Source organism: Paenibacillus sp. FSL R5-0912, from assembly GCF_000758605.1.
Classification (GTDB): domain Bacteria; phylum Bacillota; class Bacilli; order Paenibacillales; family Paenibacillaceae; genus Paenibacillus_AQ.
The window spans coordinates 7004877-7031113 of sequence record NZ_CP009282.1; the positions used below are offsets into that span (position 1 = coordinate 7004877).

18 protein-coding genes, 1 tRNA gene and 3 rRNA genes are annotated in these 26237 nt (G+C 51.5%); 3 read left to right on the forward strand and 19 right to left on the reverse strand.

Translation table 11 applies throughout. The features are described from left to right. Positions 1 to 11 precede the first annotated feature (11 nt). The 7 genes from R50912_RS29780 to R50912_RS29810 all read right to left on the reverse strand — a co-directional run bounded on the left by R50912_RS29780 (position 12) and on the right by R50912_RS29810 (position 7002). Positions 12 to 449: a Mini-ribonuclease 3 gene (locus R50912_RS29780; RefSeq protein ID WP_039298565.1), complete on the reverse strand. Its 438-nt coding sequence runs from the start codon at positions 447 to 449 to the stop codon at positions 12 to 14. Continuing rightward, entirely contained in the window at positions 446 to 1852 is a 1407-nt protein-coding gene (gene cysS / locus R50912_RS29785; protein ID WP_042240007.1) for a cysteine--tRNA ligase, read from the reverse strand. Before cysS ends, R50912_RS29780 begins: the two co-directional genes overlap by 4 nt. A gap of 52 nt (positions 1853 to 1904) precedes the next feature. Beyond that, positions 1905 to 2597, reverse strand: coding sequence for a serine O-acetyltransferase (gene cysE, locus R50912_RS29790; protein WP_042240009.1), 693 nt, complete (start codon positions 2595 to 2597; stop codon positions 1905 to 1907). Positions 2598 to 3116: 519 nt separating this feature from the next. Then, complete coding sequence (gene gltX / locus R50912_RS29795) at positions 3117 to 4580, reverse strand: glutamate--tRNA ligase (protein ID WP_042240012.1); 1464 nt, start codon at positions 4578 to 4580, stop codon at positions 3117 to 3119. 55 nt (positions 4581 to 4635) lie between these two features. Continuing rightward, on the reverse strand, positions 4636 to 5124 hold the full coding sequence (gene ispF / locus R50912_RS29800; RefSeq protein ID WP_042140144.1) for a 2-C-methyl-D-erythritol 2,4-cyclodiphosphate synthase: 489 nt from the start codon (positions 5122 to 5124) through the stop codon (positions 4636 to 4638). Then, the gene (gene ispD, locus R50912_RS29805) at positions 5121 to 5819 is read right to left on the reverse strand and encodes a 2-C-methyl-D-erythritol 4-phosphate cytidylyltransferase (protein WP_042240015.1); all 699 of its coding nucleotides are present in this window, start codon (positions 5817 to 5819) and stop codon (positions 5121 to 5123) included. The genes ispF and ispD overlap by 4 nt, the downstream gene beginning before the upstream one ends. A gap of 94 nt (positions 5820 to 5913) precedes the next feature. Then, positions 5914 to 7002, reverse strand: a complete 1089-nt coding sequence (locus R50912_RS29810) for a PIN/TRAM domain-containing protein (RefSeq protein ID WP_042240017.1) — start codon at positions 7000 to 7002, stop codon at positions 5914 to 5916. 212 nt (positions 7003 to 7214) lie between these two features. On the opposite strand from R50912_RS29810, the gene R50912_RS29815 reads away from it, so the two are divergent. After that, positions 7215 to 7610, forward strand: a complete 396-nt coding sequence (locus R50912_RS29815) for a nucleoside triphosphate pyrophosphohydrolase family protein (protein ID WP_039298549.1) — start codon at positions 7215 to 7217, stop codon at positions 7608 to 7610. A gap of 123 nt (positions 7611 to 7733) precedes the next feature. Here the strand turns inward: R50912_RS29815 and pssA are convergent, their stop codons facing one another. The 12 genes from pssA to R50912_RS29875 all read right to left on the reverse strand — a co-directional run bounded on the left by pssA (position 7734) and on the right by R50912_RS29875 (position 23029). Further along, positions 7734 to 8474, reverse strand: a complete 741-nt coding sequence (gene pssA / locus R50912_RS29820) for a CDP-diacylglycerol--serine O-phosphatidyltransferase (protein WP_039298546.1) — start codon at positions 8472 to 8474, stop codon at positions 7734 to 7736. A gap of 65 nt (positions 8475 to 8539) precedes the next feature. Then, positions 8540 to 9616 carry a DNA integrity scanning diadenylate cyclase DisA gene (disA, locus tag R50912_RS29825; RefSeq protein ID WP_039298543.1) on the reverse strand — a complete coding sequence of 359 codons (1077 nt, stop codon included), beginning with the start codon at positions 9614 to 9616 and terminating at the stop codon, positions 8540 to 8542. A gap of 13 nt (positions 9617 to 9629) precedes the next feature. Continuing rightward, complete coding sequence (gene radA, locus R50912_RS29830; RefSeq protein WP_042240020.1) at positions 9630 to 10997, reverse strand: DNA repair protein RadA; 1368 nt, start codon at positions 10995 to 10997, stop codon at positions 9630 to 9632. A gap of 222 nt (positions 10998 to 11219) precedes the next feature. Beyond that, positions 11220 to 13697: an ATP-dependent protease ATP-binding subunit ClpC gene (gene clpC, locus R50912_RS29835; protein WP_042240021.1), complete on the reverse strand. Its 2478-nt coding sequence runs from the start codon at positions 13695 to 13697 to the stop codon at positions 11220 to 11222. A 36-nt stretch (positions 13698 to 13733) separates the two neighbouring features. Continuing rightward, complete coding sequence (locus R50912_RS29840; protein WP_039298534.1) at positions 13734 to 14798, reverse strand: protein-arginine kinase McsB; 1065 nt, start codon at positions 14796 to 14798, stop codon at positions 13734 to 13736. 29 nt (positions 14799 to 14827) lie between these two features. Beyond that, positions 14828 to 15352, reverse strand: coding sequence for a protein-arginine kinase activator protein McsA (locus R50912_RS29845; RefSeq protein WP_039298531.1), 525 nt, complete (start codon positions 15350 to 15352; stop codon positions 14828 to 14830). A gap of 30 nt (positions 15353 to 15382) precedes the next feature. Continuing rightward, the gene (locus R50912_RS29850; RefSeq protein ID WP_039298529.1) at positions 15383 to 15844 is read right to left on the reverse strand and encodes a CtsR family transcriptional regulator; all 462 of its coding nucleotides are present in this window, start codon (positions 15842 to 15844) and stop codon (positions 15383 to 15385) included. 364 nt (positions 15845 to 16208) lie between these two features. Then, positions 16209 to 17381 carry a GNAT family N-acetyltransferase gene (locus R50912_RS29855; protein WP_042240025.1) on the reverse strand — a complete coding sequence of 391 codons (1173 nt, stop codon included), beginning with the start codon at positions 17379 to 17381 and terminating at the stop codon, positions 16209 to 16211. Between the two features lie 435 nt (positions 17382 to 17816). Then, positions 17817 to 17933: ribosomal RNA gene (gene rrf / locus R50912_RS29860) — 5S ribosomal RNA — on the reverse strand. Positions 17934 to 18060: 127 nt separating this feature from the next. Then, positions 18061 to 20989: ribosomal RNA gene (locus R50912_RS29865) — 23S ribosomal RNA — on the reverse strand. 303 nt (positions 20990 to 21292) lie between these two features. Continuing rightward, positions 21293 to 21368: transfer RNA gene (locus R50912_RS29870), tRNA-Ala, on the reverse strand. Between the two features lie 103 nt (positions 21369 to 21471). After that, positions 21472 to 23029: ribosomal RNA gene (locus R50912_RS29875) — 16S ribosomal RNA — on the reverse strand. Together the 16S, 23S and 5S rRNA genes with 1 tRNA gene alongside form the textbook arrangement of a ribosomal RNA operon. Before the next feature lie 402 nt (positions 23030 to 23431). Between R50912_RS29875 and R50912_RS29880 the strand changes: the two genes are divergently transcribed. Together R50912_RS29880 and R50912_RS29885 are read left to right on the forward strand one after the other, a co-directional pair. Beyond that, positions 23432 to 24682 (forward strand): MFS transporter, encoded by a 1251-nt coding sequence (locus tag R50912_RS29880; RefSeq protein ID WP_042240029.1) that lies wholly within the window; start codon positions 23432 to 23434, stop codon positions 24680 to 24682. A 183-nt stretch (positions 24683 to 24865) separates the two neighbouring features. Continuing rightward, positions 24866 to 26140 (forward strand): molybdopterin-dependent oxidoreductase, encoded by a 1275-nt coding sequence (locus tag R50912_RS29885; RefSeq protein ID WP_042240032.1) that lies wholly within the window; start codon positions 24866 to 24868, stop codon positions 26138 to 26140. Positions 26141 to 26237 lie beyond the last annotated feature (97 nt).

Consider the following 26237-nt stretch of genomic DNA (forward strand, 5'->3'; position numbering starts at 1 on the left):
CCTGTTTAAACTCATTTGGTCCGATTCAACATGTATTCGATGCTGCTGTGAACAAGCTCCTGGATTCTCGCCTGCTGTCCTGTATAATATAAATGCCCGATCAGGCATTCAAAAGCAGTCGCGTGGCGGTATTCCAGCACATCTGCGTTTTTGGGAATCGTGCCGGACTTGGCATTGCGCCCTCGTCTTACCACGTCCTTCTCTTCCTCCGTGAGCACCGGCTCAAGGTAGGCAAGAATCGTGCTCTGGGCTTTGGCCGAGACCAGTCCCGTTGCCGAGCGGTGCAGATGATTCGGACGCAGATTGGGCAGCGAAATCAGATACTGCCGCACAGCCACTTCATAAATGGCATCTCCTGCATACGCCAGAACAATCGGCGAGAGCAAACGGGCCGGCTTGGACGGTTCGTACGGAAACCATGCGCTGTTCAGATCAAACTGCCCGCTCATTTACGCCGCCACCGCATTCCCTGTGGAGTGTCTTCCAGCAGAATGCCCAGAGTATTCAGCTCATCGCGGATTTCATCGGACCGGCTCCAGTTCTTATTCTTGCGCGCTTCTGTGCGTTCAGCAATGAGGCGCTCAACCTCTTCACTGGCGACCTCTTCTTCAGCCTCCTGAGTAAGGCGCAGTACCGAATTCATCTCGGCAAAAGCCTTCAGCAGTGCTGCAAAGTCTGCGGAATGCGCGTCATTATCAGCAAGCGTCAAATTAGCCAGGCTTACCCAGTCAAACAGAGCGGTAATCGCATCCGGCGTATTGAAATCATCCTGCATTCTGGCGTGGAAATTGCCAACAATAGCTGCCAGGCGTTCAACGATCTGTGAGCTTGCCGCTCCCTCTGCCCCGTCCGTATCCAGTTCAAGCCGATGCTTCACATTACCTGCTGCCGTAGTGATGCGCTCCACGCTTTTCTCAGCAGAGAGCAGTGCTTCCTCCGAGAAGTTCAGCTGATTGCGGTAATGGCTTGAAAGCATAAAATAACGGATAGTCCCCGCTTTGAAACGTGCACGAATATCCTTCACAAGCAGACCATTTCCAAGTGATTTCGACATTTTCTCCTCACCAATGTTCAAAAATGCGTTGTGCATCCAATACTTCGACAGCGGCTCACCCGTCAGCACTTCTGTTTGCGCGCATTCGCACTCATGGTGCGGGAACTTCAAATCCTCTCCGCCGCCATGGATGTCGATCGTTGTGCCCAAATATTCGCGGACCATTGCCGAGCACTCGATATGCCAGCCCGGACGCCCCTCTCCCCATGGACTGGACCAGTGTACCTCACCCGGCTTGGCTGCCTTCCAGAGCACAAAATCCTCCTGGTTCTCCTTGCGCGAATCCACCTCAACACGGATACCAAAGCGCAGTTCCTCCAGATTCTGGCCTGACAGCTTGCCATAATTGGCAAACTTGCCGGTCCGGTAGTACACATCTCCGCCGTTCTCGTAAGCAAATCCTTTCTCTTCAAGCTCCTTAATGAACTCAATGATCTTGTCCATGCTCTCTGTTACGCGCGGATTCATTGTTGCCGGCTTTACACCAAGTCCGGCCAGGTCTTCCTGATAGGCGGAGATGAACATTTCCGCGACCTCAGCTACAGTAATGTTCATCTCTTCCGCTTTGCGGATCATTTTATCATCCACATCGGTAAAGTTCGTCAGATAGCGGACTTCATTGCCGAGGGCTTCCAGGTAGTTGCGGACCATGTCAAAAACGATAACCGGTCTAGCATTCCCGATATGCATATAGCCGTAAACGGTTGGACCGCATACATACATTTTCACTTTGCCAGGTTCCTGCGGTACGAATTCTTCCTTGCTCCGTGTCATTGTGTTATAAATCTGTACAGCCATTCTGTTCCCAATCCTTTCTGTTCCCCCTGGATTCTCTTAAATCTCCATATGGTTATATTTCATAATCGCCGATATACTGCTGGCTCTCCAGCCGCCGCTGTTCCTTCTTCAGCTTGTCTTCGGTGCCCATCTGCTCGCGCAGCTCTTCGATTTCCTTTTGCAGAAAACGCAGGGAATCAATCAGCGGATCCGGCATCTGGGTATGATCCAGCCGATCGGACACGCGTTCCCCGTTGCGCTTAACCACGCGTCCTGGATTTCCTACAACGGTGCTGTTGCTGGGCACTTCACGCAGAACCACTGAATTGGAACCGATATTGCAATTATCGCCGATTCTAAACGATCCCAGTACTTTGGCACCGGAGCCAATGACAACATTGTTGCCGACGCTAGGATGACGTTTGCCCTTTTCTTTCCCTGTCCCTCCAAGTGTGACCCCCTGATAGATAATGACATCGTCACCAATCTCACAGGTTTCACCAATGACTATACCCATTCCATGGTCGATGAACAACCGGCTGCCGACAACCGCACCCGGATGAATTTCCACTCCGGTCATAAATCTGCTCATCTGCGATACGATGCGTGCCAGTGTAAACCAGCGGCGTTTATATAAAGAGTGGGCAATCCGGTGTGCCCATATAGCATGAAGCCCGGCGTAGGTGAAGACAACCTCGAACTTGCTGCGGGCAGCGGGATCGTTGTCGAATACTGCCCGAATGTCCGACTTGATATGCTTAAACATCAGGGTTCCCCTCTTCTTTGACTTCCCCACCTCCTGTTTACAGGTACGCAAAGGAAGATAGTGTCTTCAGCCCACTTGCTCTATTCATCTGTATGCTGTGAGCATTCAATCGGTATCCTTATAGTTCAACAAAAAACGCCCCTGCAGCATTATGCTGCAGAGACGTTTAACCGCGGTCCCACTCTGCTTGAACATTCGCACAATCAGACTGCCGTTAACTTCGCGGCAGTTGCATGCGGTGTTCCTCTTGGCGTCTGTAACGGCAACGTCCCCGGCACAGTCTACTGTCCCCTGACAGACAGGGACGCTCAACCGTGCAGCTCACAGGTGCATGTTCAGCGGCAGACAAATGAATAACTCCCAGCCTGCAAGGGAAATCTCCCTCAGCGGTTATTCTCTCTGGCAATTGCCCGTATACGCGTACTTTTCCTGATCACAGCTATTATTAGTTATTATATTCTTCTATCTTAGCGAAAAGCCGCAGGGCTGACAAGGGGTTCTACCCTCATATCCCCCGGTTTATGCGCCTTTGATCTGCGATTTCAGACGTTCGATGACCCGGTCCCGGCCAAGCAGCGCGATGGTCGCATTCAAATCACGGCCATGCATCTGACCAGTCAGAGCGACACGGATCGGCATAAACAGCGCTTTGCCTTTGTGTCCGGTTTCTTTCTGGACTTCTTTGATCAGCACAGCCATATTAGCAGCGCCGAAATCCTCAGCAGCTTCCACTTTAGCGAGAAAAGCGGAGAGCACTTCAGGAACCTGGGCTTCGGCAAGTACTTGTGCCGCTTCCGTCTCCAGTTCCAGATGGCTGCGGAAGAAGAGCTCGGAGAGTCCTACAATATCCGAAGCGGAGTTCATCTGTTCCTGATACAGTGCAACCAGGCTTTCTGCCCAGATCTGCTGCTCATCACTCAGAACCTCCGGCAGACGTCCCGCCTTCTGCAGATGGGGAATAGCAAGTGCCGCGATCCGCTTAGGATCGGCATGCTTGATATAGTGATTATTGAGATGTGCCAGCTTGTTCGTATCGAATACAGCCGGGCTCTTCGACAGACGGTCGGCAGTGAAGATAGAGATCAGCTGTTCCTTGCTGAAGATCTCCTCCTCCCCCTCCGGCGACCAGCCGAGTAATGTGATGAAGTTGAAGAGCGCTTCCGGCAGATAGCCAAGCTGGTCATACTGCTCGATAAACTGAATGATCGATTCATTCCGTTTGCTCAGCTTCTTGTGGTCATCGCCGACAATCAGTGTCATGTGGCCGAACAGCGGCGCTTCCCAGCCAAGGGCTTCATAAATCATGAGCTGACGAGGCGTGTTCGAGATATGGTCTTCCCCGCGCAGCACATGGGAGATGGCCATCAAATGATCATCTACAGCTACAGCGAAGTTATAGGTTGGAATACCATCCTTCTTCACAATGACGAAGTCGCCCATTTCTTTGGTGTTGAACGAAATGCTGCCTTTAACGATATCATTGAAGGTATAAGTTCGGTCCTCAGGAACCAGGAAACGGATGCTGGCAATGCGTCCTTCCGCCTCATAGGCAAGGCGCTGCTCCTCCGTCAGATTACGGTGTCTGCCGGAATAACGCGGGGTTTCGCCACGTGCAGTCTGTTCTTCACGCTCTGCTTCCAGCTCCTCTTCTGTACAATAGCAGCGGTAAGCAAGGCCGCGGTCCAGCAGATCCTGCCAGTAGACACGGTACAGATCCAGACGTTCTGTCTGGCGGTAAGGGCCATATTCTCCGCCTACATCTACGCTCTCATCCCAATCCATTCCCAGCCATTTCAAATATTTCAACTGGCTTTCTTCGCCTTCCGCGATATTACGCTTAAGGTCTGTATCTTCGATCCGGATAATGAATTGGCCGCCCAGATTGCGGGCGAACAGGTAGTTAAATAACGCCGTTCTGGCATTTCCGATATGTAAATGTCCCGTAGGGCTCGGTGCGTAACGCACCCGGACTTGATCCGTCATGGGTTTCCCTCCGCTTCATATTGGTTATTATTAGGCTGTTGTTACTTCAGCCATCTCAAGATGATATCACATCTTGGAGCAGACAGACAATAGATTGTGCGGCAATTCCTTCTCCGCGTCCGGCGAAGCCGAGCTGCTCGGTAGTTGTCGCTTTTACATTGACCTTTGAGAGGTCCGCATCCAGTGCACGGGCAATAACCTCGGTCATTTGCGGAATATAAGGCGCCATTTTGGGTTTCTGGGCAATGATGGTCGAATCTATATTTCCCAGCCGGTATCCCCGGTCACGGGCAAGCGCCCATACATGCTCCAGCAGCTTCAGGCTGTCTGCATCCTTGAAGGCAGGATCGGTATCTGGGAAATGTCTGCCGATATCCCCCAGTCCAAGCGCCCCAAGTATAGCATCGCTTACTGCATGCAGGAGCACATCCGCGTCAGAGTGTCCCAGTAACCCCTTCTCATAGGGAATAGTCACTCCCCCAATAATACACGGCCTTCCTTCCACCAGCTGATGCACGTCAAATCCTTGTCCTACAGCGATCATCTCTGTTCCTCTCCCCTGCTTCTTTCTGTGAATTCAGCGAAATCCAGGTCTTCCGGTGTCGTAATCTTAATATTCCTGTAGCTTCCTTCTACTACAGAAACGGTAATTCCGCTGCGTTCCGCCAGACTGGAGTCATCTGTACCGAGGAAGCCGTCACGCTCTGCCTCGTCATAGGCTGACAACAGTTCGGACAAACGAAAAGTCTGCGGGGTCTGAATCGCCCACAGACTTCGCCGGTCCGGCGTAGACAGCACGTTGCCTTCACCATCCACCTGCTTGATCGTATCCTTAACCGGAACTGCAAGCACAGAGGCTCCGGCAGATCTGGCCCGTTCATAACAAGCTTCAATCTCACTGCCCTGTACGAAAGGCCGGACCCCATCATGTACCATTACCCAGGTGGTCGTAAGTTCTCCCAGTCCCCGGCGTACCGAGTGCTGGCGTTCAGCCCCTCCCGGAATAACAACAGACACTTTGTCCAGCTTGTAGGCCTGCACCCATTGCCGGCAGCGCTGCACATCCTCTTCACCGGTGACAAGCACGATTTCAGAGATGAGTTCATGCTTCTGGAATACCTCCAGGGTATGCACGATAATAGGTTTGCCATGAAGCAGCAGATATTGTTTGCTCTCTGCCGTTCCCATTCGTGTCCCTCTGCCTGCCGCCACTATAACGGCGCCTACACTGTTTGACATTCTTTCGGCTCCTGTCTTTCACGTATATCCCCATCATAACGTGTTTGGACGGCATTTCCAAGCCTATAAGACCGCTCCAGGGGCTGATTAACCCTTATTGCGCTTTTTCCAGCAGCTTCGGTTTGGCAAAAATCATCCGGCCTGCGGAAGTCTGCAGCACACTGGTAACCAGAACCTCCATCGTAGTGCCGATATAATCACGGCCGCCTTCCACGACAATCATGGTGCCGTCGTCAAGATAAGCCACGCCTTGTCCATGTTCTTTGCCGTCTTTGATCACCTGCACAATAATTTCCTCACCAGGCAGAACCACCGGCTTCACCGCGTTGGCCAGATCGTTAATATTCAGCACCGATACGCCCTGGAGCTCGCAAACCTTGTTGAGGTTGAAGTCATTGGTAACAACCTTGCCATGCAGCACCTTAGCCAGCTTGACCAGCTTGCTGTCCACTTCGGAAATCTCCTCGAAATCGCCTTCGTAGATCAGCACTTTGACATCCAGTTCTTTCTGAATCTTGTTTAGGATATCCAGCCCTCTGCGTCCGCGGTTGCGCTTCAGCAGATCTGACGAATCCGCAATATGCTGAAGCTCCTCAAGAACAAACTCGGGAATAACGATGGTTCCTTCAATGAAACCCGTTTTGCAGATATCAGCAATCCGGCCATCGATAATAACGCTCGTATCAAGAATCTTATGCTCCTCAGGTCCCCGGCCCTCCGGTTCAGCAGAACGCCCCCAGCGTCCGGTAGTCCATAGCGAAGCCAGCTCTTCCTTCTTCTCCAGCCCGATCCGCAGGCCCATATAACCCAGAGCCAGGGTTGCTGCCACCTGCAGCAGCTCTCCGGCCTTGCCGAGCCAGGCCATGACCGGATACAGCAGCAGTGACAGCAGCAGACCTCCTGTAAGCCCTGCAGCGCCTGCAGCGAGTTCGCTCATCGGTATACGCGAACAATACTGAACCGCCTCCTGCAGTTTTGTACCCGCCCAATCCGCGCATAACGTCCCCGCAAACAAAAAAATAATGGCACCCAGCACCGCAAACAAAATGCTTCCTTCCACGGGCAAGCTATCACCCAGTTTTCCCATGCCTTCCGGGAACCCTCTTTCTGCTGCATGATATAGCGAATAACCGGACCAGGCTCCACATAACCCGGCAAGCGTCAAAATAATCTTTTTCCACATAACCAGCACCTCCTTCTATTCATCCAAAAATCATCTATACCTCACCAGTATGTTCCAATTTTTAGGACGATAATCCGGGGAACCGTTATTTTTTCTGAATCCATTAATTTTCTGGTTTGCAAAGCCCAGCCGTAAACTTCTATTCCTTATTGAAAACAGGGGAGGCCCTGGCATATAATGAACTCAATTACGAACCCAGGGGTGAATGGAAAATGAGCGCACCAAGTTTACAGGCTTTCCAGGATCAAGTTTCCGAACTGCTGCTCCGTCACCGCAGTCTTCTGGATGTAATGTCCAAGAACGGACAGAGCAGTGCATCCGTCAACCGAGCTGTCGTCAAATCCATTACTGAATGCGGCTGCATTCAGCTTCACGCAACCAAGCAGGTCTTCGAACCGGCTTTGGGACTTGAACAAGCCAAAGAGCTTGCCGGAACCCACCTAGAAGGTGAACTGTGTGAGAACTGCCGGGAGGTCATTGCCTCAGAACTGGGCCGGGAGCTGTTCTATATGTCTGCACTTTGCAATTTGCTCGATATTAATATGGACGAGGTTGTGTCTAAGGAATCGCAAAAATGCGCTACACTCGGATTATTTAACTTGTCCTAGCAGGGCTGCCCGCGCTCTCCTTCATCCGTTACCAATGCAGAAAAGGCTGTGCCTTCCCCTGAGTCAGGAAGGGCACAGCCTTTTCTGTATAGATAAAAAAAAGTAATACGTACGTAGTTAGAATTATCCGTTCTTGGAGTGATACACCTTATCCTCCGCATGTCTCTTCCTGCGGCGGCGTTGACGGCGGGCTGTCAAGAGGCCCAGGCTCTGTCTGAACCCGTATAGGGCATATAACGCAAGCAAAGCAAAGATCAGCTTGGCAATCTGTTCAGGGAAAACAACAGCTACCGCTACGGCGATCACAATTACTACAGGGGCACCTATAACTGCCTTTTTGGGAAAGCCGATCTTCTTGAAGTTAGGGTACTTCACTGTGCTGACCATCAGGTAAGACAACAGCAGGGTAGCGACAATCATAAACGGTGCAGATACATCTTTATGAAAAAGTGCCAGCGTGGCCAGAACGCCACCTGCAGCAGGAATCGGCAATCCTACAAAATATCCCGGAATTCCCGGGCGGACATTAAACCGGGCCAGACGCAAAGCTCCAAACACCGGGAAAATCGCTGTAATGGTCCATCCTAGTGCAGAGTTTAAATCCTGCAGGCTTGTGAGATACATAATGAGCGCTGGTGCCACGCCGAAAGATACTACATCGGATAAGGAATCCAGTTCCTTGCCGAACTCGCTCTCACACTTCAGCGCGCGCGCAACACGGCCATCGAGCCCGTCGAGCAGCATAGCGATAATCACCATGATAGCGGCCATGCTCAGCTTACCGTCAAACGCCATCATGATACCAAACATTCCAAGCATCAGATTACCGATGGTAAAAAGACTCGGAATTGATTTTTGTATCATTTCTTCACCTCAATTTTCCTACTTTGAACTTCATGGGTTCCCAATATTACGTGATTGTATGTTATTTACATTTGCCTGTCAATAAGAACTTGTTTCTGGAGCCGCTTCAGTCCGTCCTGAATATTGCGTGCCCGCACCTCGCCAATGCCGTCCACTTCATCAAGTTCAGCAATGCTCGCTGTCATCAGATTAGGCAACATTTCAAAGCGTTCCACCAGATTGTGGATGATCACATTCGGCAGCCGCGGAATTTTGTTGAGCAGACGGTAACCGCGCGGAGTTACGGCTTCCTCGGATGCAATAGCCGTGGAGGAATAGCCCAGCAAGCGGGCAATATGGTTGTCATCCATCAGTTCATCGTCACTGCTTCTCTTCAGCCCGGCGATAATTTCGCGGATTTTGTCCTCCTGCTCCTCTCTTGCATAGTCTCTGTACAGAAGCCAGGCTTCTTCCTCTGTATTTCCGACCAGTTCTTCCATCTGCATGCTGATCAGCCGGCCTTCATTGCCGAGTTCGTTAATATAACGCTTAATTTCCATTTTGATCCGCAATACCATTTCTACCCGCTGGATCACGCCGACTACCTCAGCCACCGTCACAAGCCCCTCATATTCGGCAGCAGAAAGGTTAGTCAACCCCTGTGTCAGCACGGCTTTGTACTTCTCTAGGGTCTGAATCGCCTGATTGGCTTTGGCCAGAATCGCTCCGATCTCCTTCAGCGCATAGCGGATAGAGCCCTGATACAGGGTGATTATATTCCGCCGCTGGGAAATGGAAACAACCAGTTTGCCGGTCTGTTTAGCCACCCGTTCAGCGGTCCGGTGACGGATGCCGGTCTCGATGGATGAAATGGAGGAATCGGGGATCAGCTGGGTGTTGGCATACAGAATCCGCTTCAGATCCTCACTCAGGATGATCGCTCCGTCCATTTTGGCCAGCTCGTATAAATAATTGGGTGAAAAATCGCAGTTAATGGAGAATCCGCCATCGACAACTTCCATCACTTCCGGACTGTATCCGACAACAATAAGTGCCCCGGTCTTCGCGCGCAGCACATTCTCCAGCCCCTCCCGGAAAGGTGTTCCGGGTGCGGCCATTCTAAGCAGATCATTCATATTATCTAATGGATTGTATTCTTTCATGTCCCTGTGCCCCCTAATCTAACGCGACCGCTAGTGCATCTGCTACGGTGCTGACGCCTATAATCTGGATATCCTGCGGATGCTTCCAGCCTTTCATGCTTTTCTCAGGCATAATTACCCGCCGGAAGCCGAGCTTAGCGGCCTCCTTCACCCGCATCTCTGCGCGTGACACCCCTCTCACCTCGCCGGTAAGTCCTACCTCCCCAAAAAACACATCATACGGCTTGGTCGGAATATCCCGGAAGCTGGAAGCAATACTGACGGCGACTGCCAGATCCACCGCCGGCTCATCCAGCTTAACACCTCCGGCAACATTGAGGTAAGCATCCTGATTCTGCAGGAACATGCCCATCCGTTTCTCCAGGACAGCAATGATCAGCGCCATTCTCTGATGATCCATACCTGTGCACATTCTGCGGGGCGAAGGGAAATGGGTTGCTGCAACCAGCGCCTGTAATTCGACAAGCACCGGTCTTGTGCCTTCCATGCTGGCTACAACCGCGGAACCAGCCACTCCGAGCGGCCGTTCAGAAAGGAACAGCTCGGAAGGGTTCTCCACCTCGGTAAGGCCAACCTCACCCATCTCGAAAATACCGATTTCATTGGTTGAGCCAAAGCGGTTCTTCACCGCCCGTAGCAACCGGTACGTATGATGACGTTCTCCTTCGAAATAGAGCACACAGTCCACCATATGCTCCAGCATCCGTGGACCGGCAATTGCGCCTTCTTTCGTTACATGTCCTACAAGTACCGTTGCAATTCCACGGATCTTGGCAATCCGCATAAATCTTGTCGTACATTCCCGCACCTGTGTTACACTGCCTGGCGCACTGGTCACTTCAGGCATAAATACGGTCTGGATCGAGTCGATGACCAGAAACTGCGGCTTAATCTGCTCGATTGCTTCTTCAATGCTCTCCATGTTCGTCTCACAGAGAACGTACAGTTCCGCCGACAACGCCCCGAGGCGGTCAGCCCGAAGCTTAGTCTGGCGCACCGATTCTTCCCCGGAGATATACAGAACGCGGAGCCCCTGTATTGTAAGGGCGTGCGATGTCTGCAGCAGCAGTGTGGACTTCCCGATTCCGGGGTCACCACCGACCAGTACTAGCGAGCCGGGAACGATACCGCCGCCAAGCACACGGTTAAGCTCTCCGATGCCTGTAAGGATACGCGGCTCTTTGTCACTTTCTATATTTATGATCGATTGCGCCTTTTCTTTACTCTGAAAAATAGGTGCATTCATGCCTTGGGTTTTGACTACGCTTTCCGTTTCTTCCACCATGGAGTTCCATTCCTGGCAGCCCGGGCATTTCCCGAACCATTTCGGTGATTCGTAACCACATTCGGTGCAGAAAAATTTTGTTTTTGGTTTGGCCATGTGCGCTCCTTACGGTCCGAACTTGCTAAAATTGCGGATAATTTTCTCTTAATCAAAGTTTACCATTTCTGCACACTGAACGAAAGGTCACTTAAGATCTACTTTTCGTTTGCGTCCTCCTTAACCTGCCTGATTCGGGGCAGAATTAATCACTCCGGACATATAAAAGCTCCCGCCCCTCTATACGGAGGAGCGGGAGCTTTGTTTCATATTGCTGGAAAATTATTCAGTTTCGACTTCCTTCTCTTCCTTCTCCAGGGAGAGCTCGGCCGGCACTTCCACTTTGGTTACCACAAGCTCACCGTTCACCTCATCAATGTTGAGGGAATCACCTTTCTTGATGTTGCCCTTAAGCAGCTCTTCGGAAAGGCGGTCTTCGATGTGCTTCTGAATCGCCCGGCGGAGCGGGCGGGCACCGAAGGCCGGGTCATAGCCCTCTTTGGCCAGGAACGCCTTGGCGCCGTCGGTAAGCAGGAAGTCTACATCATACTCACGCAGACGCTTGCGCAGCTCCTCGGACATCAGGGTAACGATCTCGGCGATATGCTTCTCATCCAGAGAGTGGAAGACAATGATCTCGTCGATCCGGTTCAGGAACTCAGGGCGGAAGCTCTTCTTCAGCTCTTCCATTACCTTGCCCTTCATATTGCCGTAATCGGCACCGGCATCCTGCACCGCCGTGAAGCCCAGAGTCGAATTCTTACGGATCGCTTGTGCGCCTACGTTAGAGGTGAGGATAATTAAGGTATTGCGGAAATCGACTACACGGCCTTTGGAGTCGGTCAGACGGCCGTCTTCCAGTACCTGCAGCAGAATATTGAATACTTCAGGGTGAGCCTTCTCAATCTCATCCAGCAGGACAACGGAATACGGTTTGCGGCGTACCTTCTCAGTCAGCTGTCCGCCTTCTTCATATCCTACATAGCCTGGAGGAGCCCCGACCAGACGGGATGTAGAGTGCTTCTCCATGTACTCCGACATATCGATACGGATTACCGCATTCTCGTCACCGAACATTGCTTCGGCAAGTGCCCGTGCCAGCTCTGTTTTACCGACCCCGGTTGGACCGAGGAAGATGAAGGAGCCCATTGGACGTTTCGGATCCTTCAGACCCGCACGCGCCCGGCGGAGTGCCCGGCTGACAGCCTTAACGGCTTCATCCTGCCCGATTACACGTTCATGCAGCAAAGACTCCATGTTCAGCAAACGGTCTGTCTCTTCTTCTTTCAGCTTGCTGACCGGAATGCCGGTCCAGCTGGCAACCACCTGTGCGATATCCTCAGGTGTAACCTGGGAGTCCGTACGGCCCTGTTTCTCTTTCCATTGGTTCTTCGTTGTGTCCAGCTCTTCACGGATCTTCTGCTCGGTATCGCGCAGCGCTGCAGCCTTCTCGAATTCCTGGCTTTGTACAGCGGAATCCTTCTCCTTGCGGATATCATCCAGACGCATTTCGAGTTCCTTCAGATTCGGCGGGATCGTGTAAGAGTTAAGTCTTACCTTGGAGCCTGCTTCATCAATCAGGTCAATCGCTTTGTCCGGCAGGAACCGGTCAGGGATATAGCGGTCGGACAGCTTCACAGCTTCCACAATAGCTTCATCCGTAATCTTCACCCGGTGATGGGCTTCATAACGGTCCCGAAGACCGAATAAGATCTGTACAGCTTCTGCAGGAGAAGGCTGATCCACCGTAATCGGCTGGAAACGGCGTTCAAGTGCAGCGTCTTTCTCAATGTATTTGCGGTATTCGTCAAGCGTTGTGGCACCGATGCACTGCAATTCACCACGGGCCAGAGCGGGCTTCAGGATGTTGGAGGCATCAATTGCACCTTCCGCACCACCGGCTCCGATCAGGGTATGCAGCTCATCGATGAAGAGCACGATATTGCCTGCCTGGCGAATCTCATCCATGATTTTTTTGAGGCGGTCTTCGAACTCACCGCGGTATTTCGTACCGGCAACAACAGAACCCATATCCAGGGTCATTACGCGTTTGTCGCGCAGGGTTTCGGGAATTTCATTGTTGATGATCTTTTGGGCCAGGCCTTCAGCAATTGCTGTCTTACCAACCCCTGGCTCACCGATCAGTACCGGATTATTCTTGGTACGGCGGCTGAGCACCTGAATGACACGTTCAATTTCCTTGCTGCGGCCGATAACCGGGTCGAGGTTGCCGTCCTTGGCATAGGCAGTCAAGTCACGGGCCAGACCATCCAGCGTTGGTGTGCTGACATTTACCGGAGCACCGCTATGACTTGAAGTGGCTTCACTGCTGCCCAGAAGCTGCAGCACCTGCTGACGGGCCTTATTCAGACTGATCCCGAGATTGTTCAGCACACGGGCAGCTACGCCCTCTCCTTCACGGATGAGTCCGAGCAGGATATGCTCAGTGCCCACGTACGTATGTCCCAGCTTGCGGGCTTCGTCCATAGACAGCTCGATAACTTTTTTGGCACGAGGAGTATAAGCGATGTTGGTCGGTTGTTCCTGACCTCTGCCAATCAGCGTTTCCACTTCATCCTGAATCTTCTCCAGACCCAGACCGAGTCCGATCAGTGCCTTGGCGGCAATGCCGTCACCTTCACGAATCAATCCGAGCAAAATATGTTCTGTCCCAATGTTGTTGTGTCCCAAACGAACGGCTTCTTCCTGCGCCAGCGCCAGCACCTTTTGTGCTCGTTCCGTAAATCTTCCAAACATCATATCTCCTGCACCTCCACGGATAATATATATCTATAATTAATGTTGTGATCCCAGTGTCTCCCGGAGCAGCTTCGCCCGGTACATATCGCGTTCGGTAGACGAAAGCTCGTCGCCGAACAGCTTTTGCAGAAAGCCCGGCTGCGTCTTGACATTCAGCTCATTAAGCACTGAAATCGATGGCCCTTCCAGTATCCCCAAATCTACACCAAGCCTCAGATCGGAGAGCCGCTGTGCAGACTCTTTAAGCTCCATCACAGCCGCGTAGGCTAGAATCCCGTATGAACGTTTGATGCGGTCGGTAATCCGCAGGGCGGAATCCACAAGCAGGCGTTCCCGCGCGTTCCGCTCATGCTCTATAATCTGGGTGACTACGCTGTGGAGATTCTCAATAATCTCATTCTCGGTCTGACCAAGGGTAATCTGGTTGGAGATCTGAAAGATATTCCCTACTGCTTCGCTGCCTTCACCATAAATTCCTCTAACGGTAAGACCAACCTGATTAACTGCGGATAGAATCCGGTTAATCTGATGGGTCATGACCAGCGCCGGCAGATGAACCATTACTGAAGCCCTAAGCCCTGTCCCCACATTGGTGGGACAACTGGTCAGGTACCCTCTGCGGTCATCAAAGGCGTAATTCACAGCAGCCTCAAAGATATCGTCGATGGCTGTTGCCCTTACCCAAGCCTCTCTGACCTGCAGGCCCGGAAACAGGCATTGAATGCGGAGATGATCCTCCTCGTTGATCATAATGCTGACTGACTCGTCCTCATTAAGAATGACTGCTCCACCTTTGGAATCATCAGCCAGATTAGGACTGATCAGATGCTTCTCCACCAGTACTTTTTTATCCAGCTCATCGAGCTCATCCAGCCTCAGCAGCTGAAAGTTGCCGAAATCCGCAGAGGCTTCTCCCTGAAATACAGGAGCAAGCTGCTCCAGCACCTCTTCCGACTGCTGCGCAGACGCTAGTAGCGGGAAAGGAAGGTGCTCCAGATTACGGGCAATACGCATGCGGCTGCTGATAACAATCTCGGAATGACTCCCGCCGCAGCGCATCCAGTCACTGAGTGCTTGTTCGGTAAACCGGAGACTTGACATGTGGAATCCCCTCCTATATATCAAAGACTTTACTCTTGTGGCATTTCTTTTTCAAGTTTGCGGATTCTGTCCCTCAGCTCAGCTGCAGTTTCAAACTCCTCCTGCATAATGCTCTGCTGTAATTCCTGCTTCAGCTCGTCAATTTGGCGTTTACACATGATCTGTGCACCGGCGCGTTTGGGAAGCTTGCCCACATGGGCCGTACTTCCGTGTACCCGTCTGAAGAGCGGGTCTAGCGTGCTGTCAAAATATTTGTAGCAGGAGCTGCAGCCGAAACGTCCCAGCTTGCTGAACTGTGAATAGGTCATACCGCAGTTCTCACACTGCAGCCCCTGCACAGTCTGTGCGGCCTCTGACTTGCCCTTGCCTGCGCTCTCCAGATCAAGCAGTCCGGAAAGCAAGCTGTGTATGGAGAATCCTCCGGCAGTACCGGGGATAAGCTCCCCCTTTTCCCGCGCACAGCTTTCACAAATATGAAATTCTGTCTTCTCTCCGTTCACGATCTTCGTGAAGTGGAGTGTAGCCGGTTTGACCCCGCATTCCTGGCATAGCATAAGCGGTGTCCCTCCCTCACATTTTGACAATTATTTACCTAACAAAGAGATTAGCATGGCCTTCATTAGCTTGGCACGAATCTCATCCCGGTACGGCAGATTAACCGTCAGGCATTCCCGGGAAACAGCGGACCGCATAAGACACGCTTCACGCTTGGAGAGAAAACGGGCCTCCTCCAGCTGATAAATCAGTCCTTCGGCGGAATTCTGGTCAATATCATTCCCTATTGTGGAGTTCAGGTGTGCATACAGTGCCACATTCTGAGGCAGCTCGAAGCGCTGAATCCGGATATACCCTCCACCGCCGCGTTTGCTCTCCACTACATATCCCTTTTCCAAAGTAAAGCGTGTACTGATGACGTAATTGATCTGTGACGGCACACAGGAGAACTGGTCCGCCAGATCATTGCGCTGAATTTCCACCGTACCTTCGGGACTTTCATGCAAAATATTCTTCAGATATTGTTCAATAATATCGGAGATATTACGCATCACTCATCCTCCAGTGTGTAAGCCTTGGTTAAGCTTGTGCTGTGCCAACGTCCGCCGTCCATACATAGCTCTAAAGAATTTAACCCGGGGACTGAAGTGCGAATCGGCTGCAATAGCCTTCGTACGTAGCCCGACCACCAACTGTTACAATCCTAAGAACACTGCTGCCAGGCTCGCGTTGACTTTGACTTTCTTTGACTTTTTTCATATTATAACATATTCTCACTGAATTCCAAGTGGTTGCTCTTATTTTTTACTTTTTAACCGTATTGTATTCCGAATAGCTTCACGGATCCCATTGCAAGGAGTTATGTATATAAGGCTCCCCCTGCTTCTACGGTAAGCGGAAGAGCCTTCAGGTTTGTCAGAAAAAATCAAATAAAGCCGTTTGCGCCTGCGGGATCAGCCCCTCCAGCCAATCTACAGCTTCATGTGTACCGGATAACTGTCCATATCGGGCCATTTCAGCTGGACGTCTATATCCCATCAACAGCGCGGTAAGTGTACCAATATTGCATATAAGATCAGCGTTTGATCTATCCCCCTGGATCTGAGTAAATGATACCTCCCCATGTTCAGCTGCTGTCCAACGCCACAGGCCGTTATTCCAGGGGGCATGCTCATCTTCAATATAAAGCAGCCGTTCCTGAACGCCGCTTAGCACGTTTAAAGTCATGTTCTCCACAAAAGCCTTAGCTTTAACAATACGTGCCATGAAATATGGATAATTCTCCTGCGTAATCCGCGGATCGGGAAGGAGATACGGCAGGATATCATCAGAAGGCACCAGCTTCAATGAAGCTCCGGTGATCATCGAGTCATGGTTAGCCAGAAAAGTCCACAGCCCTTGGCGGGCCTTCTCATTCAGATAGACAAATTCATCAATGACCAGTTCTTTGTTCACTATTTTATACAGCACATACCCTTCCGGTTCACCCTGCTGCGAATAAAATACACACTGATGTGTATCTTCATCGAGTACTTTTTCCTTCCACCATTCCTCCGTACGCTGCAGTGTCCCGTTGTACCGGGCTGCAAATGAGACATACAGCTGTTGCAATACTTTAATATCAGCCGCCCCGCGCTTCACAGAGCCTCGTATTTCAGCCTTCCGCGGAAATTTATCCACAGGTATGTTGTATTTCTTATATTCACAATAGACTTCCCAGCCGAATTTCCGGTAAAAGGGGATTAAAAACGGGTGCAGAAAAGACAGCGTTTGACCCGCCTCGTTCATTGTTTGCAGCGCATGGGTCAGCAGCTTGGCCACATATCCCTGCCTGCGGTCCTCCGGCCACGTGGCTACACCGGCTATTCCGCCCATAGATACGGGCTTGCCCTGTATGTATGCCTGCAGGGGAAGAAGTACCAGCTTGGCACATAAACTCGGTCCTTCGAATACTCCCCATATTTGTTCGGGCTTGAACTTCTCTCTGGCGCGTTCCCTGTCTTCTCCGGACACCTTGTACTGAAAAGCATATTCAGACAAGCCTAAGCCTTCTTCAAAATCATCTGCATGCAATTGCCTTATTTCCATGCTGCTCACCCCGTTAATGAATTTATAGAGATAGAGTCCAATAGTTGCTCAGATTGAGTATATCAAGCAAATTGCCCAGAAGCTAATGAGGTACAAAAATAGCCCGTGAACAAAAGTTATCCACAGGCTTGGTACAGTAAAACAAAAAACCGGAAAGAGTTTCTTCCCCGCAAAAATTAGTTATCCACGATTCATATTTATCTATCCACAAAATTCACTTTTTATCCACAAAAACAGTGGATTACTTAGGTTTTTTCTTGACTCATTCGCCTGAATATGCGTTTCAGTCCACATTATCAGGGAAAAGACTTCTTCCTGAAATTGTATCCACATGTGCGTAAGTTTTCAGCAGTTGCTGAAATTTATCCACAGCTTTTCCACAACCCTGCACAAACCAAAAAAGCCATTGTCGATTGCTCAACAATGGCTTCATGTGCTTGGCGGCGTCCTACTCTCCCAGGACCCTTCGGTCCAAGTACCATCGGCGCTGGAGGGCTTAACGGTCGTGTTCGGGATGGGTACGCGTGGAACCCCTCCGCTATCGCCACCAAACATGCGTCTGTGAAACAGACGCTGCCGCTTGAAATTCGGTTCATCACGGATGTGTGAATGAATTTCATGGCGTACAGGCTTGATCGCCTGAAAACTGAATCCGAAACGAATCTGCGCTCTAAGAAATTTGGATAAGCCCTCGACCGATTAGTATTGGTCAGCTCCATGCATTGCTGCACTTCCACCTCCAACCTATCTACCTCGTCGTCTTCAAGGGGTCTTACTAGTTGGGAAATCTCATCTTGAGGGGGGCTTCACGCTTAGATGCTTTCAGCGCTTATCCCGTCCGTACGTAGCTACTCAGCCATGCTCCTGGCGGAACAACTGATGCACCAGCGGTACGTCCATCCCGGTCCTCTCGTACTAAGGACAGCTCCTCTCAAATTTCCTGCGCCCACGACAGATAGGGACCGAACTGTCTCACGACGTTCTGAACCCAGCTCGCGTACCGCTTTAATGGGCGAACAGCCCAACCCTTGGGACCTACTTCAGCCCCAGGATGCGATGAGCCGACATCGAGGTGCCAAACCTCCCCGTCGATGTGGACTCTTGGGGGAGATAAGCCTGTTATCCCCAGGGTAGCTTTTATCCGTTGAGCGATGGCCCTTCCATGCGGTACCACCGGATCACTAAGTCCGACTTTCGTCCCTGCTCGACTTGTAGGTCTCGCAGTCAAGCTCCCTTATGCCTTTGCACTCTGCGAATGATTTCCAACCATTCTGAGGGAACCTTTGAACGCCTCCGTTACTCTTTAGGAGGCGACCGCCCCAGTCAAACTGCCCGCCTGACACGGTCCCCGTACCCGCTTAGGGTACTAGGTTAGAACCTAGATACGATCAGGGTGGTATCCCAACGGCGCCTCCGCAGAAGCTTGCGCTCCTGCCTCTACGGCTCCCACCTATCCTGTACAGATCGTACCCAAATTCAATATCAAGCTGCAGTAAAGCTCCATGGGGTCTTTCCGTCTTGTCGCGGGTAACCTGCATCTTCACAGGTATTAAAATTTCACCGGATCTCTCGTTGAGACAGCGCCCAAGTCGTTACGCCATTCGTGCGGGTCAGAATTTACCTGACAAGGAATTTCGCTACCTTAGGACCGTTATAGTTACGGCCGCCGTTTACTGGGGCTTCGGTTCACAGCTTCGGGTTGCCCCTAACCACTCCCCTTAACCTTCCAGCACCGGGCAGGCGTCAGCCCGTATACTTCGCCTTGCGGCTTCGCACAGACCTGTGTTTTTGCTAAACAGTCGCTTGGGCCTTTTCACTGCGGCCCCCTCGGGCTATTCACCCTACCGAGGCACCTCTTCTCCCGAAGTTACGAGGTCATTTTGCCGAGTTCCTTAACGAGAGTTCTTCCGCGCGCCTTAGAATTCTCTTCTCGCCTACCTGTGTCGGTTTGCGGTACGGGCACCTTCTCCTGGCTAGAGGCTTTTCTTGGCAGTGTGAGATCATGACCTTCGCTACTACAATTTTCGCTCCCCATCACAGCCCAGCCTTATTGATGTGCGGATTTGCCTACACATCAGCCTCACTGCTTAGACGGACATATCCATCAGTCCGCGTCACTACCCTCCTGCGTCACCCCATCGCTCATAGCGGATTACGGTGGTACAGTAATTTCAAACTGTTGTCCTTCGACTACGCCTTTCGGCCTCGCCTTAGGTCCCGACTTACCCTGAGCGGACGAGCCTTCCTCAGGAAACCTTGGGCTTTCGGCGGATCAGATTCTCACTGATCTTTTCGTTACTCATACCGGCATTCTCACTTGTATGCTGTCCAGCGCTCCTTACGGTACACCTTCAACCTACATACAACGCTCCCCTACCCCAGATACAAAGTATCTAGCCATAGCTTCGGTGGTGTGTTTAGCCCCGTTACATTTTCGGCGCAGAGTCACTCGACCAGTGAGCTATTACGCACTCTTTCAATGGTGGCTGCTTCTAAGCCAACATCCTGGTTGTCTGTGCAACTCCACATCCTTTCCCACTTAACACACACTTGGGGACCTTAGCTGATGGTCTGGGCTGTTTCCCTTTTGACAATGGATCTTAGCACTCACTGTCTGACTCCCGGCAAGAAGTTAATGGCATTCGGAGTTTGACTGAGCTTGGTAACCCTTGCGGGCCCCGCACCCAATCAGTGCTCTACCTCCACCACTCCATTCACCGAGGCTAGCCCTAAAGCTATTTCGGGGAGAACCAGCTATCTCCGAGTTCGATTGGAATTTCTCCGCTACCCCCACCTCATCCCCGCATTTTTCAACATGCGTGGGTTCGGGCCTCCAGTGCGTGTTACCGCACCTTCACCCTGGACAGGGGTAGATCACACGGTTTCGGGTCTACGTCCACATACTCATTCGCCCTATTCAGACTCGCTTTCGCTGCGGCTCCGTCTTCTCGACTTAACCTTGCATGTTAAACGTAACTCGCCGGTTCATTCTACAAAAGGCACGCCATCACCCAGTAATAGGGCTCTGACTTTTTGTAAGCACACGGTTTCAGGTTCTATTTCACTCCCCTTCCGGGGTGCTTTTCACCTTTCCCTCACGGTACTGTTTCACTATCGGTCGCCAGGTAGTATTTAGCCTTAGCAGATGGTCCTGCTGGATTCATACGGGGTTTCACGTGCCCCGCACTACTCGGGATCCGTCTCGGAGAGAACACAGTTTAGGCTACAGGGCTTTTACCTCTATCGCGGGCCTTTCCAGACCTCTTCGCCTACCATATTCCTTTGTAACTCCATGTGAGACGTCCCACAACCCCAAGGGGCAAGCCCCTTGGTTTAGGCTGTTCCGCGTTCGCTCGCCGCTACTGACGGAATCACTATTGTTTTCTCTTCCTCAGGGTACTTAGATGTTTCAGTTCCCCTGGTCTGCCTCTACATTTCCTATGTATTCAGAAATGAGTAACTGCGAATTACCACAGCTGGGTTTCCCCATTCGGACACCCCCGGATCAAAGCTTGCTTACAGCTCCCCGAGGCAGTTTCGTTGTTCGCCACGTCCTTCGTCGGCTCCTGGCGCCTAGGCATCCTCCGTGTGCTCTTATTAGCTTAACCAATCACTCCGGTATTGGCTCATTCGCTCATCTTGTTTTAAACAGCGCTTCCGGATGAATCCGTCCGCTAGTCTGTTTAAAGCCAAAAGTCGCTCATAATCCAAAACCATCGCTCAGCATGACTAATAACTATTTCAACTTGCTTACACAAGTTTCAGCTAAAAGATGTTCTAAAACGCAAATTCGTTTCGGTATCCAGTTTTCAAGGATCAAGGTGCTGAAATTTCGGAACAATCACGACTGTGATGTTCGAAAATTCAGACGATATTAAAGTTTCTAGACATAACAAATTGATGAAGTTTGTTGGTGGAGCCAAGCGGGATCGAACCGCTGACCTCCTGCTTGCAAGGCAGGCGCTCTCCCAGCTGAGCTATGGCCCCGCAAATTCCATCAAAACCGAACAAATGGATACGCGTTAAGTATCTTTTGGAAGCTTTAGCTTCCGATTTGAATGTCACCGCTTCCGGCAACGATTCTCCATAGAAAGGAGGTGATCCAGCCGCACCTTCCGATACGGCTACCTTGTTACGACTTCACCCCAATCATCTACCCCACCTTCGGCGGCTGGCTCCCTTGCGGGTTACCCCACCGACTTCGGGTGTTGTAAACTCTCGTGGTGTGACGGGCGGTGTGTACAAGACCCGGGAACGTATTCACCGCGGCATGCTGATCCGCGATTACTAGCAATTCCGACTTCATGCAGGCGAGTTGCAGCCTGCAATCCGAACTGAGACCGGCTTTGCTGGGATTGGCTCCACCTCGCGGTTTCGCTTCCCGTTGTACCGGCCATTGTAGTACGTGTGTAGCCCAGGTCATAAGGGGCATGATGATTTGACGTCATCCCCACCTTCCTCCGGTTTGTCACCGGCAGTCACTCTAGAGTGCCCAGCCTTACCTGCTGGCAACTAAAGTCAAGGGTTGCGCTCGTTGCGGGACTTAACCCAACATCTCACGACACGAGCTGACGACAACCATGCACCACCTGTCTCCGATGCTCCGAAGAGGGGCACTATCTCTAATGCTTTCATCGGGATGTCAAGACCTGGTAAGGTTCTTCGCGTTGCTTCGAATTAAACCACATACTCCACTGCTTGTGCGGGTCCCCGTCAATTCCTTTGAGTTTCAGTCTTGCGACCGTACTCCCCAGGCGGAGTGCTTACTGTGTTAACTTCGGCACCAAGGGTATCGAAACCCCTAACACCTAGCACTCATCGTTTACGGCGTGGACTACCAGGGTATCTAATCCTGTTTGCTCCCCACGCTTTCGCGCCTCAGCGTCAGTTACAGCCCAGAAAGTCGCCTTCGCCACTGGTGTTCCTCCACATATCTACGCATTTCACCGCTACACGTGGAATTCCACTTTCCTCTTCTGTACTCAAGTCACCCAGTTTCCAGTGCGACCCCAGGTTGAGCCCAAGGTTTAAACACCAGACTTAAATGACCGCCTGCGCGCGCTTTACGCCCAATAATTCCGGACAACGCTTGCCCCCTACGTATTACCGCGGCTGCTGGCACGTAGTTAGCCGGGGCTTTCTTCTCAGGTACCGTCACTCCGGTAGCAGTTACTCTACCGGACGTTCTTCCCTGGCAACAGAGCTTTACGATCCGAAAACCTTCATCACTCACGCGGCATTGCTCCGTCAGGCTTTCGCCCATTGCGGAAGATTCCCTACTGCTGCCTCCCGTAGGAGTCTGGGCCGTGTCTCAGTCCCAGTGTGGCCGTTCACCCTCTCAGGTCGGCTACGCATCGTCGCCTTGGTGGGCCATTACCCCACCAACTAGCTAATGCGCCGCAGGCCCATCCCCAAGTGGCAGATTGCTCCGCCTTTCATTCTCTCTTCAGGAGAGGAAAGAAATTATCCGGTATTAGCTACCGTTTCCGGTAGTTATCCCAGTCTTGAGGGCAGGTTGCCTACGTGTTACTCACCCGTCCGCCGCTAAATTCATTTGAAAGCAAGCTTTCAAATGAACTCCGCTCGACTTGCATGTATTAGGCATGCCGCCAGCGTTCGTCCTGAGCCAGGATCAAACTCTCCAAATTGTATTTAGAAAGAGCGATTGCTCATTTTGAAACTGACGATTCATTAAATGAATCTTGTAAAAATTAACGCGTTCCATTTGTTCAGTTTTCAAAGAACTTGCTCCCGGCATTTCAACACTATGTATCTTGCACAGGAATTAGATCATATCATGTTTGCGTATTTCTTGTCAACTTATTTTTTCTTCGCCGCTTGTTTCAGCGTCGATGTCTCATAAGCACAAGAGATAATATATCATGCGAATCAGATGTTTGCAAGCCTTTTTTATAAATAAAATCAAGAACGCATAAATACCCTCTATACCGCACAAATTGATTCCCATAATACATCGCTTATGGCTACAATAGGATTTATCTTCATCTTATAGATGCTCCTGCTAATTCCCGTCTCTGAAAGGAGTCCTTATGTCCAACAAGTCTATACCCGCTGCTCCTGCCACCGCTATTGAGGAATCCCGCAATTTGCAGCAGGCAACCATTTACCGGATTTTACTCGCAGTCAGTTTTGTTCATCTGTTCAATGATTCCATCCAGGCGCTTATTCCGGCGATGTTTCCTGTACTGAAGGATAACATGCTGCTCTCTTATGCCCAGATTGGCTGGATTGCGTTCGCGCTTAACCTCACCTCCTCGGTGATTCAGCCCATTATCGGCTTTGCCGCTGACCGCAAACCCCGCCCAATTCTGCTTCCTCTGGGGATGTGCTGCACTTTTGCCGGCGTCTTCTTACTCGCTTTTGCCGGGAACTACGTACTTGTCATCATATCCGTGATGCTCGTAGGCTTTGGTTCAGCCGCCTTTCATCCGGAAGGCATGCGTGTAGCCCATATGGCCGCCGGTCAACGGAAGGGGCTGTCGCAATCTATTTTTCAGGTGGGCGGCAACGCCGGTCAGTCCTTGGGTCCGCTTCTGATGAAATGGGTATTCATCCCCTTCGGGCAGATGGGGGCCCTCGGGTTCACCGTAATCGCCGCTGCCGGGATCGCCATCCAGACTTATGTGGCCCGCTGGTACCGGGAGATGCTTGATTCCGGGTATACTTTTCGCAAAAAATCAGTGTCCCGCTCCATTGACCCCGCCCGCAGCAAACGTATTCTGATTACAACGGTCATTCTGGTCTTCATTGTGTTCGTGCGATCCTGGTACGGTGCCTCCATCGGCGGCTATTATGCCTTCTACTTAATGGACAAATACGGAATGACACTTGATGATGCTCAGATCTATATTTTCATGTATCTCGCGGCTGGTGCAGTCGGGACGTTCTTCGGGGGGCCGCTCGCGGACCGTTTCGGCCGCCGCAATCTCATCCTGGTCTCGATGATCGGGACGGTGCCGTTTGCGCTGGCTCTGCCTTTTGTGAGCCAGTTCTGGGCGGCAGTGCTGCTGATCATCTCCGGGTTCATCCTACTATCCAGTTTCTCCGTAACTGTGATCTACGCGCAGATGCTGTATCCCGGCAATATCGGTACGGTCTCAGGTCTGATTACCGGACTTGCCTTCGGTCTTGGCGGTATAGGATCTGTTGTAATCGGACATTTCATTGATACGATCGGAATCGGGACGGTGTTCGTAGCCTGCGGATTCCTTCCTCTGCTTGGCCTGCTGGCCCTCCTCCTGCCAGGGGACAGGAAGCTTGAGGAATGGGCGGCAGAGTAAACAACTGGACCCGCTATCTCTGTATGAGAACAGTCCATCCTTCCCTGAGCGGGAAAGATGGGCTATTTTTGTAAAAAACGCGGTCAATCGCAGAGAATTATTCAGGGGACTTTTTTTGCGGTACAATTAGTTTAAACTTTAATTAATCATCGTCAGGCTGAAGACTCCTAAGGAGGTAGGCAATTGAAGAATATACTTACGAAAATCCGCAAAGGGTACGGTAAAAAGCTAGTATCCATTCACATGTGGAATGCCTGGCTGGTCTTGTTCCTCGCGCTCAGCGGCTTGATGCTGGTGGGCGGCTTCTGGAGGGAGATACTGGGGGAAGGCAGAGTGTGGCTGAAATGGGGCCATATTGTGTTTGGACTGGCGCTGCTGATCCCTGTAGTCTACTATTTGCTGCTGGCTGCGAAGCATTGGAAGCGATTGAAGGGCAAAACGGGACAAAAGGCTAATGTCATCTTCGTCCTTACTCTTTTGACCGGCTGGCTGGTCTCCGGAGTTGTCCTGTGGCAATTCAGGCTTGCCGGGCCCAGAGCGGCTAATAGTGCGCTGTTCATTCATGATCTGCTGACTTGGATAGGACTCCCGGTGATCATCTACCATTCCGTTACCCGGGTTAAATGGCTGAAGGAGCCTAAGAAGCGCTCTATCGTAGCGGAGACGTTACCTGTAGAGAGTAATACTGAACCTACTGTACGGCCACGACCCGCAGCTTCGTCAGAAGCTCAGCCTATGTACACACGCCGCGGTTTCATCAAAGTGGCTGTAGGAGCAGGTCTCGCCGTAACGCTAGGCCCAACCTTTGTACGCTGGATCGGCAAATCCCTGCAGCTTCCGGGTACAGCCGATTATGCGGCCTCTAATGCCAATGCCCTGATTCCCGATCCGGTTCCGCTGGCGGAATCAGCCCCTCCCATCGGCGGGGGTGCCGAAGGCAGCTTTCGTGTATACACCGTCACTGACATTCCCGCCTTCGATAACTCCAACTGGTCCTTTACTATCGATGGTCTGGTGGACAAAAAGTTCACCTGGAACTGGGAAGAATTCGTCAAGCTGCAGCGCGAGGTGCAGGTCAGTGATTTTCACTGTGTAACCGGCTGGTCCGTCTATAAAAACACATGGGAAGGTCTTCCACTCTATAAGCTGCTGGATATGGCCGGTGTGCAGGATGAAGCTGTCACGGTCAAGCTCTACTCGGGAGACGGGGTCTACACGGACTCACTAACGCTGGCTCAAGCGCGGATGGAGGATATCATGGTGGCTGTAATGCATGACGGCAAACCTATCCCTAATCAGCTCGGGGGACCTGTACGCTTGGTTACTCCGCAAATGTATGCCTACAAGTCAGTTAAATGGCTCAACCGCATCGAATTGATCGCAGGTGATCATGTCGGCTATTGGGAACAGCGCGGGTATGACATTGATGCCTGGCTGCCTAATGCCAAACGGGTATAACTGCTGCTGGCGCCTCCATATCATGCGGGTTTGAACCGCAGCTGTGGTCATCAAGATAACAAGCCTCCATTCCCATCAGGGTACGGAGGCTTGTTTT